Source organism: Mariluticola halotolerans (assembly GCF_021611515.1).
GTDB lineage: Bacteria > Pseudomonadota > Alphaproteobacteria > Rhizobiales > Devosiaceae > Mariluticola > Mariluticola halotolerans.
The window spans coordinates 2383090-2396127 of the sequence record NZ_CP090960.1 but is presented as its reverse complement, the minus strand read 5'-3'; the positions used below and the strand labels follow the sequence as shown (position 1 = coordinate 2396127).

The window sequence follows — 13038 nt, the reverse complement described above, 5'->3', positions numbered from 1 at the left end:
TCTACTCCCTACCGGCTATGGCTTCGGCAAAATCCCTGGCCGCGAAGCTTTCCAGATCGTCGACACCTTCGCCGACACCAATATAATGCACAGGCAGGCCGAATTTCCTGGCGATCGCCACCAGAATACCGCCCCGCGCCGTACCATCCAGCTTGGTCATCACCAAGCCGGTCACCCCGGCGCGCTTATGGAAAATCTCGGCCTGATTGAGCGCGTTTTGTCCTGTGGTTGCGTCCAAAGTAAGGAGAACCGCATGGGGCGCGCTGTCATCAACCTTCTTGATCACCCGGATGATCTTTTCCAGCTCCGCCATCAACTCATCGCGGTTCTGCAACCGCCCGGCCGTATCGATAATCAGGATATCGCTGCCCGCCGCCCGCGCCTCAGTTACCGCATCAAACGCCAGACCCGACGCATCGGAACCTGCTGGCCGGATAACAACCGGCGTCTTGGTACGCTCGCCCCAGATCTGCAATTGCTCGATGGCTGCCGCCCGGAACGTGTCGCCCGCCGCCAGCATCACCTTTTTGCCATCGGCGGAAAATTTCTGCGCCAGCTTGCCAATCGTTGTGGTCTTGCCCGAGCCATTGACCCCGGCCATGAGAATGACAAACGGTTTCTTGCCCGCATCAATCATCAGCGGCTGCGCCACGGTTTCAAGAACCTTTTCGATCTCCGCCGCCAGAACCTGACGCACATCTTCAACCGAAATTTCCTTGTCGAACCGGTCCCGGGCCAGCGCCTCGGTGATCGTCATCGCCGTATCGACCCCGAGGTCGGCCTGGATGAGAATATCTTCCAGTTCATCAAGCGTCGCCTGATCGAGCTTTTTCTTGGTGAACACCGAAGCGATATTGCCGGTCAGATGATCTGACGACCGCTTCAGCCCCGAACTCAGGCGCTGGAACCAGCTCTTTTTTGCCGGTGCCGCTTCCCGTGCATCAGCCGTCCCGGCCGCATGCTCTTCAATCCATTCCGGTGTTGTCTCGGGCGGACCGGGATCGAGATCAGTCAGGTCTTCGTCAATGACCGCCGGTATCTCATCCACTTCCGCCGGTTTTGCGGGTGGGGAAGCCTCGACAGCCTCAGAAGGCTCAGCCGCTTCCGCCTCCGCCAATGCCCGCTCGGCGGCCACTTTGGCTTTGAGCACCGCCTCTTCATCAAACGTGGTTTCTTCAGGCACATCCTGCGCATCGGAATCCATCGGCCGCGGAGCCGCATTCGGCGACATCGCCGCATCGCCCGACGGCAAACCGGGAACCGGTGCTAGCGGGATATCCTCGGACTTGTCCTTGTCGGACTGTGGCGCATCTTCGCTTTTGCCCCGCCCGAACAGGCGAGAAAACAGACCCGGTTTTTTCTCATCACTCATGCCGCCGTCCTGACCGCTTCTCCGGTCAACCCGGTACTGTTCACATCGGTAATCCTGACGTCCATGACATCACCCTGCACCCCTTCGACAAGACTGACAGGCACAAACTGTTCGGTCCGGCCGAGGCCGGGACGCTCCACCAATACGCTTTCTGTTCTGCCAACCCGGCTCTGGCACAATTTGGCGAATTGCTGGTCGCCCAGCGCCCGCAAAGCCGCCGCCCGGCGCTTGGCAATTGCCTTGGGCACCTGGTTGGGAATACGGGCGGCCGGGGTGCCTTGCCGCTTGGAATAGGGAAATACGTGCAAATAGGTCAGATCAGCCTCTTCAACGATCTTCATCGAGTTTTCAAACATCTCATCGGTTTCCGTGGGGAAGCCGGCAATGATATCGGCACCAAAAACCATGTCCGGCCGCGCCCGGCGGACAGCATGGACAAATTCAAGCGTATCGGCGCGCAAATGCCGCCGCTTCATCCGCTTCAGGATCATGTCATCGCCCGATTGCAGCGACAAATGCAGATGCGGCATCAGCCGCATGTCACTGGCAATCGCCTCATGCAGGGCCTCGTCCGCCTCGATCGAATCAATCGATGATATCCGCAATCGCGGCAGATCCGGCACATGCCGCAAAATCTGCTGGGTCAGCTTGCCAAGGGTCGGCGTGCCCGGCAGGTCCGGCCCATAGGAGGTAATATCGACCCCGGTCAGCACCACTTCCTTATAGCCATTGCCCACCAGCATCTTGATCTGCTCGACAACCGCCCCCATCGGCACTGAGCGCGACGGGCCCCGGCCATAGGGAATAATGCAGAAAGTGCAGCGATGGTCGCACCCGTTCTGCACCTGCACAAAAGCCCTTGCGCGCCCGTCCATCCCCTCGATCAGGTGCCCGGCGGTTTCGGTCACTGACATGACGTCATTGACCTGCACCTTGTCGTTGAGGTTCACCCCGAAAGTCAGCTTTCGATAGGTTTCCGCCTTCAGCTTGTCGCCATTGCCGATCACCAGATCGACCTCGGGCATGACCGCAAAGGTTTCCGCCTCGGTTTGCGCCGCGCAACCGGTGACAATGATACGCCGCTCGGGATTGTCGCGCCGGGCCTTGCGGATCGCCTGGCGCGTCTGGCGCACGGCCTCGCCGGTGACCGCGCAGGAATTGACGATCAGCACATCGTCCAGCCCGGCCTTCTCCGCCTCGGTCTTCATCACTTCGCTCTCATAGGTATTGAGGCGGCAGCCAAAGGTCAGGGTTTCAATACCGGTCATGCGGCAGGCTCCATCATCAGCTCGGCGGGCAGTTCACCGCGCCCGTCCAGCGCCCAGGGGCCGGTCATCAGGATATGATCATCGCTTTCGCGCCACTCAAGCTGCAAGGCACCGCCGGGCAATTCAATGGTCACCTTGCGGCCAGACCGTCTGGTCCGTGCCGCGCATACGGCCACTGCACAAGCCGCCGTGCCGCAGGCAAGGGTTAGCCCCACACCCCGTTCCCAGACCTTTACCCGGATCTTGTCGGGTGAAATGACCTGCGCCAGCGAAATATTGGCCCGCTGAGGAAAGATCGGATGATTTTCCAGCAAGGGACCGAACCGCTCCAGCCCGTATTTTTCCGGATCATCACTGACCCAGAACACCGCGTGCGGATTGCCGACATTGACCACTGAGGGGGTATGCAGCACCGGCGCATCAATCGGCCCGATCTGCAATTCGATACCGCGGGTGTCGCGGAATTCTTCGCTCAAGGGAATATCCTGCCAGTCGAATTTCGGCTTGCCCATATCGACAGTGACCTGATCGCCATTCACCTGGGCGACAAGCAGGCCGGCATTGGTGGCAATCAATATCTCGGACTTGACCAGCTCTTCAGCCACCAGCGCCGCGACGCAGCGCGAGGCATTGCCGCAAGCATCCACCTCGCTGCCATCCTCATTATAGATGCGCATGAACAAGTCAGCACCGGGATAGGGCGCGGGTTCCATGACAATGAACTGATCGCAGCCAATGCCCGTCTCGCGATCGGAAATCCGCCGCACTTGCGCCGGGGAAAACCGGATTTTGGACGCACGGGCGTCAACCACGACAAAGTCATTGCCGAGGCCGTTCATCTTCAAATAGGCAATCGCGTTGGCCATTGAGGTCCACACCACATCATTGTTGACGCCCTATATGGCGCAGAATGGTGGCAATTTCCAGTTCGCGCTTGCAACTCAGGGTTGCAGCAAAATGCACCCTGCTGGCAGGCAAGCGTCAAGCGAGACTTTTCTGTGCGTTCTCATACACAATTTTGTGACACTGACGGTCACATTCTCACCCCATTCCGGCTCAGTGATGAACGCGCCTGTCCGGGGGGAACGGGACCTGATTCAAACCAGCGTCACGACGCCAAACCCCGAAACCGGTCCAATGAAAAATCGCACCCCGCCGCCGCAATTGAATCCGGCTCACGCAGCGCATGTTGACGCCTTACTGCAAGAGGGGATCGACAAACAACAGCGCGGCGAGCTGCAAGGAGCCAAAACGCTCTATCAGAAAATCCTCACCATCGACCCCGGCCATGCCGATGCCAACCACCTGCTTGGCCTGACCGAACGCCTTATGGGCAATCATCAGGCCGCGGCCAAGCATATCACCTGCGCCATCGCCACCCGGCCCGACGAAATGGCCTATTACAATAATCTCGGCCTCATTCATCGCGAAACCGGGCAATTTGAAAAAGCCCTCGCATGCTATCGCAGGGCGGGCGCGCTTGATCCTGAAAACCCTGCGGTTCACAACAATATTGGTGTGGTATTGCAGGCGCAGGGCAAGCACGCCGAAGCTATTCCCGAATTCAAAAGAGCCCTCGCAAATGCCCCCCGCTATGCCGAGGCGCACAACAATCTGGGCTTGTCCTTTCTGGCCATCGAAGACGCAAATGCCGCTGCCGCTGCATTTCTGGCCGCGACCCGCCTTCAGCCCGGCAATGCCAATCTTCACAACAATCTCGGCTGGGCACTCTGTCTCGCCGAACGGTTTGACGCCGCCATACCCGTGCTTCTCAAAGCCATTCAATTGCAGCCGCAGGCTGGATTTTACAGTAATCTGGGACGCGCTTATGCCGGTCTCGACCACATCGATCAGGCCATTAAGGCCTATCACCAGGCAATCGCCCTCAATCCCGGTTTTATCGATGCCCATTACAATCTGGGCCGGATGCTGAGCCAGGCCGGCCAGACCGAGCCGGCGCTGGCCGCCTATCGGCAGACACTTGCCCGCGACCCGGATCATTCAGAGGCGCATCGCGGCATCGCCAATCTTATTCGGCACAGTACAGAGAATAGCGACACCGAAGCCCTGCGGGCCGCCTATCAGCGGGCCGAACCGGGTGGTTTGCACCGCATGCATCTCGCCTTTGCCCTTGGGAAAATTGGTGAAGACCAAAAAGCCTACCAAACCGCATTCGATTATGTGCTCGAAGCCAATGCCATCCGCCGCGCAAACTATGCCTATGACAGCACCCAGGAACAGGTGAAAGCGGATCGTATCCGTGAAATCTTCACCCCCGCCCTGTTTGAAAAACACAAAGAGACCGGCGATCCGGACGACGCACCAATCTTCATCCTCGGCATGCCCCGGTCAGGCACCAGTCTGGTTGAGCAGATTCTAGCCAGCCACCCACAGGTTCATGGTGCCGGTGAATTGCGCTTTCTGGCGGAACCGATGCGCGCGAACGGCATGATCGGCGATAATGGTCTCATGGCCCCGCAAATCGCCGATATGCCGCCGGAACATTTCGGGCAACTGGGCACAGACTATCTGGAGAAATTGCATAAACTGGCCCCCGAGGCGCGGTTCATCACCGACAAGATGCCAACCAATTTCTGGCGCATCGGGCTGATCAAGCTGATGCTGCCCAATGCCAAGATCATTCATTGCCGCCGCTCAGCCGCCGATAATTGCCTGTCGATCTTCAAGAATTATTTCGCCGGCAACGGTCTGCGCTATGCTTATGACCTGAGCGAACTGGGCAATTATCACAATGTCTATCGCACGCTGATGGGCCATTGGCACCAGGTGCTGCCCGGTGCCATCCATGATGTCGACTATGAAAAACTGGTCGCCGATCAGGAGGGCGAAACCCGCGCCCTCCTCGCCCATTGCGGGCTGGACTGGGACCCGGCCGTTCTTGATTTTCACAAGAACGAACGGCAGGTCAAAACCGCCAGCTTCTCTCAGGTGCGCCAGCCGATCTACAAAACCTCCGTCAAGCTCGCCGACCGTTATGGCGAGGCGCTGAACCCGCTATTGGAAGTCCTGGCCGAAGGGCCCGTGGATGGGTAGCCCTTAGGCCCACTCACCCTTGCGGAACACCGGTACTTTTTCGCCACTCTGGGTAATGCCGTCGATATCGATCTGGTCCGACCCGATCATCCAGTCAATATGGATCAGGGAAGCATTGCCGCCCTGCGCCTTGACCTCATCAGGGGTGATGGTGTCGCCGCCCTTGAAACATTTGGCATAACACTGGCCAAGCGCGATATGGCAGGCCGCGTTCTCATCAAACAGCGTGTTGAAGAACAACAGGCCCGACGCGGAAATCGGCGAGGAATGCGGCACCAGCGCCACTTCCCCGAGACGGCGCGCGCCCTCATCGGTGTCGAGCACCTTGAGCAAAACCTCTTCGCCCCGGCTCGCCTTGGCGCTGACAATCTTGCCGCCCTCGAATTTCACCTCAATATCATCGATCAGCGTGCCCTGATGTGACAGCGGCTTGGTGGAGCGCACATAGCCCTCCGCTTTCAGCCGGTGCGGGGTGGTGAACACTTCCTCGGTGGGAATATTGGGATTGCAGGTAATGCCGTTCTTGGCCGTTGAGGCACCACCATGCCATTCGTGCCCGTCCGCCAACCCGAGCGTCAGATCAGTGCCCGGCCCGGTATAATGTAGAGCCGCGAAATTCTGCCCGTTAAGCCAGCTCGAACGTACCTTGAGATTGGCATTATGCTCGGCCCAGGCCGCAATCGGGTCGGCCACATCAACCCGCGAGGCTGCAAAAATTGCATGCGCCAGCTTGGCGATCGCAATCTCGTCGGGATCATCGGGGAACATCACCTTGGCCCAGCTGGGATTGGGGTAGGAGACAATGTTCCAGTTGATATCGAACCCGGCGATCTTTTCCAGCGCCGGCTTGTAGGCTGTGGAATTGGCCTTGTTGGCCCGCGCCACTTTTGCCGCGTCCTCACCGCTCAGCATGAGCGGATTATCGCCGGCAATCGCCAGCCGCGCCGCATTATTGTCGAACGCCTTGGCCATGCCCTCGTACAACCAGCCCGCCGCCTTGTCGAAACTGGCATCGGGGGCATGGTGATAGCGCGCCAGCGTCATTTCCTCGTCGGAAAACAGCGTCGTCACCAGCCCCGCCCCGTTCTTATAGGCATGTTCGGTGATGCGCCGCACCAGCGGCAAGGCGGCCATGGGCGCTGTCATCACCAGATCCTGCCCCTCTTCCAATCTAAGGCCAACCTTGATCGCCACTTCGGCAAGCTTGTCGATGGGCGTGGCGAATTGGGTATGGGGCATGATGAAATTCCTTGTGGCGTGAACGCTTTATATGGCGGATCGCGGCGCGGATTTCCAGTACCGCCGCGGCTATCCGCCCGTCGAAATGCATGGATATATGCCACGCAATATGTGAAGCTTAGCAGCAACCAAGAGGATGTTGAAATGGCCTTTGAAGATCTTAAAGCCGGTATTTTTCTAGCGCTTGAGCAAATGACCAACCAGCCTGAAGACAAGCATGAACTGGCGGGACGCATTCATGAAATGCTCGGCGAGATGCGCGCAACCGGCATGCCCCTGCCCGAGGATCTTGTCGAGATTGAACGTCAGCTGGAAGCCGAATTCGCCCGGCCCAAACGCTAGGGCCTAAAGAAAGCTCAAAAGGGTTTTCGCCCCGGCAGAGGCTTCGCTGGTGCCAAACATCTGCGCCAGTTTGGCCGAACTTTCGTAATTTGACAGCGCGGTTTGATAAAGCGCCTCGCTCCAGCCTGCCGCTGCCCGCTCTTCCACACTCAGCGAGGCAAAGGCGCTGATAATGTTCTTGGCCAATGCGGTGGGGTCGCCTGATTTACCCGCTTCGGTTGAACAGGCCAGCAAGGTCGCGCTCGAGCGCGTGCGCATTTCACCCTTGGCGCTCATGATTTCCGCATCGGAAAACAGCGACCCCTGATTAAGGACAATGGCGGCCAGCGACCGGCTGCCAAACTGGCCGTAATCCGGCTTCGGGTTCGCCGCGCCCCCAGCCCTTGCATCGGCATATTGCTTGTCGAGCACAACCCGCACATCCCTGGCGACACTATCGAACGGACGCGGTTGATCGACCTCGCCGGTCTCGGCCCGCACCAGATAGTTCGCTACCGGATCATTGGCGACATTCGGCAAGGAACCGGGATCATTTTTGACCGCTGCCTGCGCCTCGGTCAGGGCCGCCCGCTGGGCAATCCAGACCAGGCTCGCCTTTTCCTCGGCACTGGCCCCATCCATATGCGCCGCCCCTGCCGCATAAAGGTCCGTCAAATCCCCGGTAATTCGCGCGACAGCCGCCGGCCCGGCCAAAGCCGCATCAAAGCGCCGGGCGAGCTCTGATTTCGCCGCCTTCTGCTCCTCGGCATTGAACAGGTCACCCCCATTGCTGGCCATCGCATAAAGCGAGCGCCGGTCAATTGTCGTCAGATCAATCGCCAGCGCGCCATCCTTGTAGGGCGAGGACAAACCGGCGTCAGACAGGAGGCCATCAAGCGTCTGGCGCATATCGGTCGAGATCGTCGTAAAATCCTTGCCCGCGAGCACAGCCTTTGCCGCATCCGACAAGACGATATCCGTTGCCTGATCAAACCCGGCAGCCGTTGCAGTGCCCGGCGCGCTCGTCGTCTGCCCCGCTTTTGCGGCATTGGCCGCAGCGACTGTACCGGCATAGCTATTGTCGTAATAGGGATTATAGCTCGTGGCATTGATACTGGTCATGGGCGCATATCTCCGTATCCTGCCCATGGATTTGCATATTGCGTGCCAACAAATTTCATATGTTTTACAATGGCTTGAAAACATGGCATTAGCGAAAAGGCGGCAAAACATGCCTTTAATCGGCAAGTTTTGCCCGGCCCGCACAGGAACCGGTGCCGCCCGCCCGGCAACCATGACCCCACAGCGGATTGACTTGGGGACAGGCTTTCCCTTATAAACCGCCAACTCTGCCAAAGAGCCAGACGAACCGAGCCACTAGTGTGCCCGAGAGGCCCACGGTCCCCACCCGCCAGCGCGTTGCGCCCGCGGGTGTAATTTGGTTTTGGGGTTTTAAACCCCATATCGGTTTTCTGGTTTATGGGCGGGAAAAGGGAAAAATAGATGTTCGATACTCTCAGCGATCGTCTGGGTAATATTTTCAAAGGCCTGACCGGCCGCGGCGCCCTTGGCGAAGCGGACGTGAACGCAGCGCTGCGCGAAATCCGCCGCGCGCTGATCGAAGCCGACGTTTCCCTTGAAGTCGTGCGTGCCTTTACCGAACAGGTCGGCGAACGCGCCATTGGTGCCGAAGTCACCAAATCGGTGACCCCCGGCCAGCAGGTCATCAAGATCGTCCATGACGAACTGGTGCGCGTGCTGGGCGAAGAAGCCAACACCATTTCGCTCAATGCCAATCCGCCGGTGACCATCCTCATGGTCGGTCTGCAAGGCTCGGGCAAAACCACAACGACGGCGAAGATCGCCAAGCGTTTGAAGGACCGCCAGAACAAGAAAGTTCTGATGGCCTCGCTCGATACCCGCCGCCCCGCCGCCATGGAACAGCTCAAGGTGCTGGGCGAGCAGGTTGGCGTCGACACGCTTGAGATTGTCGCCGGCCAGACGCCGGTTGAGATTGCCGCGCGGGCCGCAAAAGAGGGCAAACTGGGCGGTTATGACGTCCTGTTTCTCGATACTGCCGGCCGGACCCATATCGACGAAGAGCTGATGGCGGAAACCGCCGAGATCAAGCAGATCGCCGATCCCCATGAAGTGCTGCTGGTTGTCGATGCCCTGACCGGTCAGGACGCGGTCAATCTGGCCCGCTCCTTTGACGAGCGCGTTGATATTACCGGCATCGTGCTGACCCGTGTTGATGGTGATGGCCGCGGCGGTGCCGCCCTCTCCATGCGGGCCGCCACCGGCAAGCCGATCAAGCTCATCGGTACCGGCGAGAAAATGGATGCGCTTGAGGATTTCCATCCCGGCCGCATCGCCGACCGTATTCTGGGCAAGGGCGACATTGTCGCGCTGGTCGAAAAGGCTGCCGAGAACGTTTCCGCCGAAGACGCGGCGAAAATGGCCAAAAAGCTGAAAAAGGGTCATTTCGATCTCGAAGACCTGAAAAGCCAGCTATTGCAGATGAAAAAAATGGGCGGCATGGGCGCCCTGATGGGCCTGATGCCGGGCATGGGCCAGATGAAAAAAGCCATGGCCAACGCCAAGGTGGATGAAAAGGTCTTTGATCGCCAGGTCGCCATCATCAATTCCATGACCAAGAAGGAACGGGCCGCCCCCGAACTTCTCAACGCCTCGCGCCGCAAGCGCATCGCTGCCGGCTCCGGCATGCAGGTCTCCGACATTAACAAGCTGATCAAGCAGCATCGGCAAATGGCCGACATGATGAAAAAAGTCTCGCGCGGCGGTGGCATGGGCGCGCTCGCCGGCATGATGGGCGGCAAAATGCCTGCCAGTCAGGGTGGCGGCATGCCCGACCTGTCCAGTATGGACCCCAAACAACTTGAGCAGATGGCGCGGCAAATGGGCATGGACCCATCAGCCCTGCCCCAGGAAATGCCCAAGGATATCACCGAATCCCTGCCTGCCGATTTTGCAAAACTCGGCGGCGGAAAACCTGCTTTGCCCGGTCTGGGCACACCACGCTTTCCCGGCCTGCCGGGATTGGGTGGCGGCCTGCCGACCAAGAAGAAATAAACCGAACACATTCAAACAAAGCCAAGATTATCTCAGGAGTAAAAAATGTCCCTTAAAATGCGTCTCGCCCGTGGTGGTTCCAAGAAGCGTCCTTACTATCACGTGGTGATTGCCGATGCCCGTTCGCCGCGCGATGGCCGTTTCATCGAGCGTATCGGTTCGTATAACCCCATGCTGCCCAAGGATTCCGAAGAGCGCATCAAGCTCGACGTTGAGCGCGCCCGTCACTGGCTCTCCGTTGGTGCCCAGCCGACCGACCGTGTTGCCCGCTTCCTTGATGCCGAAGGCCTGATCAAGCGCGAAGCCCGCAACAACCCGAAAAAGGCCGAGCCAGGCGCAAAAGCCAAGGAACGTGCTGAAGAAAAAGCCCAGGCTGAAGCTGACGCCAAGGCCGCAGCCGAAGAAGCCGCCAACGCACCCGCCGTTGAAGAAGCACCCGCTGAAGAGGCACCGGCCGAAGAAGCTGCTGCTGCTGAAGAAGCCAAGGCAGAATAAGCATGGCCGGGCAGACCAACAGCCCGGACACAACGCTCGTGCTCATGGGCCGCATCGGTGCGGCCCATGGCATTCGCGGCGAAGTCCGCATCCAGTCTTTCACGGAAGACCCGGTCAGCATCAAGGACTATTCGCCGCTATCGACGAACAAGCCCGGCCTTGAGATCACCATCCTCTCCGCCCGGCCGGCCAAAACCGTCATTGTTGCCCGTATCGCCGGTGTTGCTGACCGTGATGCTGCCGAAAAGCTCAATGGTGTCGAACTCTATATTCCCCGCGACCACCTGCCCGATGAAATGGACGAGGATGATTTCTATCATGCCGACCTGATCGGGCTTGAAGGCCGCCTGACAGATGGCACCGTTTTGGGCCGTGTGCTGGCCGTGCCGAACTTTGGTGCCGATGACCTGATTGAGATCGGGGCCAATAGCGGCAAATCCGTGCTCTATCCCTTCACCCGCGCAGTCATCCCCGAAATTCATGTCGCCGAGGGCTATCTCGTCGTTAATCCGCCCGAGGAAATTATTGTCGAGGGCGAAGCGTGAGCTTTCGTGCCTCGGTCATCACCCTGTTCCCGGATATGTTTCCCGGCCCATTGGGCGTGTCGGTCATCGGCCGGGGGCTTAATGAGGGCCTCTGGTCACTTGATACCGTGGCATTGCGCGATTTCGCCACCGACAAGCACCGCACTGTCGACGATACCCCGGCGGGCGGCGGCCCCGGCATGGTGCTCAAACCCGATATTCTGGCCAGTGCCATCGACCATGTGGCCCCTCAAAACGATCCGCGCCCGCGCATTCTGATGAGCCCGCGCGGCAAACCGCTGACCCAGGCCCGGGCCCGCGAACTGGCGCTTGGCCCCGGCGCGGTTATTGTCTGCGGCCGGTTTGAAGGCGTCGACCAGCGCGTCATTGATGCCCGCAATCTCGAGGAAATCTCGATCGGCGATTATGTGCTCGCAGGGGGCGAAGTTGCCGCCATGGTATTGCTTGAAGCCGTGGCCCGCCTGATCCCCGGTGTATTGGGCGCCGAGGCCAGTAGAGATGATGAAAGCTTTGAATCCGGCGGGCTGGAATATCCCCATTACACACGGCCGCAGAATTTTGAGGGCCATGAGATCCCTGAAATCCTGACCTCCGGCGATCACGGCAAAATCGAGAAATGGCGCCGTGCCGAGAGTGAAGCCCTGACCCGCGCCCGCCGGCCGGACCTGAAAAAGACCTGATGCAAACTGATCATCAGTAATAAAGGGCCGCTTTCACGGCGCCGGGTGACAGATTCTATGCCTGTTCTCATGGATAACCTTGCCGACATCAGTAAAACCGCACTTATTTCTGTTGGACTCTTGGCCCATCCTCAGGTATGACCCGCGCGACGAAACTCCGTCCAACCAAGACCGGGTGAAAAGGATGCTGAACCGCATCCGGTAAACACCCCTTTGAAAAGATCAAAAACGGATTATTGAAATGAACATTATTCAGCAGCTCGAAAAAGAGCACGCCGAGGAATTGGCCGCCAAGCGCGAAACCCCTGACTTCACCCATGGCGATACCGTCAAGGTTTGGGTCAAGGTGCGCGAAGGTACCCGTGAGCGTTTGCAGGCCTATGAAGGCGTTGTGATTTCGCGTCAGGGCTCCGGCCTCATGGAAAGCTTCACCGTACGCAAGATTTCCTATGGTGAAGGCGTGGAACGTGTGTTCCCCATCTACTCCCCGAACATCGACAAGATCGAAGTTCTCAAGCGCGGCAAGGTCCGGCGCGCCAAGCTTTACTACCTGCGCGATCGTCGCGGTAAATCGGCGCGTATTTTCGAATCGACCAGCGCCCGCACCAAAAAGATCGAGCAGACCGAGCGCGAAGCCGCTCTGGAAGCCCGTGCCCAGCGCGAAAAAGAGCGCGAGGAAGCAGCTCTTGCCCTCGCCGCCGAGCGCGCCGCTGAAGAGGCTGCTGCCGCAGAAGCCAAGGCCGCTGAAGAAGCCGCTGCGGCTGCAGAGGCACCTGCCGAAGAGCCCAAGAGCGAATAACGCTTCAAGCTTTGACGCCTGACTGTTTTAAAACCCCGGCCCGCAAGGTCCGGGGTTTTTTCATTGCTGCCTTTGACCGGTTATGATCCCCGCCTGCCCCGGCAAATTTCCACCGCCGGGGAGTTCAACATCTTTTAATGTTGCGCTACAAGTTAGCCGGAAGAGGAGCTTA

Annotated in this window: 12 protein-coding genes; 7 read left to right on the top strand and 5 right to left on the bottom strand. The window is 59.0% G+C overall.

Features of this window, described 5'->3' with window-relative positions; all coding sequences use genetic code 11:
- Position 1: 1 nt before the first annotated feature.
- The 3 genes from ftsY to dapF are packed head-to-tail and all read right to left on the bottom strand — an operon-like array spanning position 2 to position 3506.
- A complete protein-coding gene (gene ftsY / locus L1P08_RS11410; RefSeq protein ID WP_303617137.1) occupies positions 2-1372 on the bottom strand; it encodes a signal recognition particle-docking protein FtsY in 1371 nt (456 codons plus the stop codon).
- Positions 1369-2640: a tRNA (N(6)-L-threonylcarbamoyladenosine(37)-C(2))-methylthiotransferase MtaB gene (gene mtaB / locus L1P08_RS11405; RefSeq protein ID WP_303617136.1), complete on the bottom strand. Its 1272-nt coding sequence runs from the start codon at positions 2638-2640 to the stop codon at positions 1369-1371. The genes ftsY and mtaB overlap by 4 nt, the downstream gene beginning before the upstream one ends.
- Entirely contained in the window at positions 2637-3506 is an 870-nt protein-coding gene (gene dapF, locus L1P08_RS11400; RefSeq protein WP_303617135.1) for a diaminopimelate epimerase, read from the bottom strand. Before dapF ends, mtaB begins: the two co-directional genes overlap by 4 nt.
- 271 nt (positions 3507-3777) lie before the next feature.
- Here dapF and L1P08_RS11395 point away from each other — a divergent pair, with 271 nt between their 5' ends.
- Positions 3778-5694 (top strand): tetratricopeptide repeat-containing sulfotransferase family protein, encoded by a 1917-nt coding sequence (locus L1P08_RS11395; RefSeq protein WP_303617134.1) that lies wholly within the window; start codon positions 3778-3780, stop codon positions 5692-5694.
- Between the two features lie 3 nt (positions 5695-5697).
- On the opposite strand, the gene L1P08_RS11390 is transcribed toward L1P08_RS11395, so the two are convergent.
- Positions 5698-6933, bottom strand: coding sequence for an aminopeptidase (locus tag L1P08_RS11390; RefSeq protein WP_303617133.1), 1236 nt, complete (start codon positions 6931-6933; stop codon positions 5698-5700).
- A gap of 144 nt (positions 6934-7077) precedes the next feature.
- Between L1P08_RS11390 and L1P08_RS11385 the strand changes: the two genes are divergently transcribed.
- Complete coding sequence (locus L1P08_RS11385) at positions 7078-7275, top strand: hypothetical protein (protein WP_303617132.1); 198 nt, start codon at positions 7078-7080, stop codon at positions 7273-7275.
- 3 nt (positions 7276-7278) lie between these two features.
- Here the strand turns inward: L1P08_RS11385 and L1P08_RS11380 are convergent, their stop codons facing one another.
- Positions 7279-8376: a hypothetical protein gene (locus L1P08_RS11380; RefSeq protein ID WP_303617131.1), complete on the bottom strand. Its 1098-nt coding sequence runs from the start codon at positions 8374-8376 to the stop codon at positions 7279-7281.
- A 381-nt stretch (positions 8377-8757) separates the two neighbouring features.
- On the opposite strand from L1P08_RS11380, the gene ffh reads away from it, so the two are divergent.
- From ffh to rplS, 5 genes are all read left to right on the top strand, one after another.
- A complete protein-coding gene (ffh, locus tag L1P08_RS11375; RefSeq protein ID WP_303617130.1) occupies positions 8758-10347 on the top strand; it encodes a signal recognition particle protein in 1590 nt (529 codons plus the stop codon).
- A 45-nt stretch (positions 10348-10392) separates the two neighbouring features.
- Positions 10393-10842, top strand: a complete 450-nt coding sequence (gene rpsP / locus L1P08_RS11370; RefSeq protein WP_303617129.1) for a 30S ribosomal protein S16 — start codon at positions 10393-10395, stop codon at positions 10840-10842.
- Positions 10843-10844: 2 nt separating this feature from the next.
- Positions 10845-11387 (top strand): ribosome maturation factor RimM, encoded by a 543-nt coding sequence (gene rimM, locus L1P08_RS11365; RefSeq protein ID WP_303617128.1) that lies wholly within the window; start codon positions 10845-10847, stop codon positions 11385-11387.
- On the top strand, positions 11384-12067 hold the full coding sequence (trmD, locus tag L1P08_RS11360) for a tRNA (guanosine(37)-N1)-methyltransferase TrmD (protein ID WP_303617127.1): 684 nt from the start codon (positions 11384-11386) through the stop codon (positions 12065-12067). Before rimM ends, trmD begins: the two co-directional genes overlap by 4 nt.
- Positions 12068-12308: 241 nt before the next feature.
- Complete coding sequence (rplS, locus tag L1P08_RS11355; RefSeq protein WP_303617126.1) at positions 12309-12866, top strand: 50S ribosomal protein L19; 558 nt, start codon at positions 12309-12311, stop codon at positions 12864-12866.
- Positions 12867-13038: the final 172 nt, after the last annotated feature.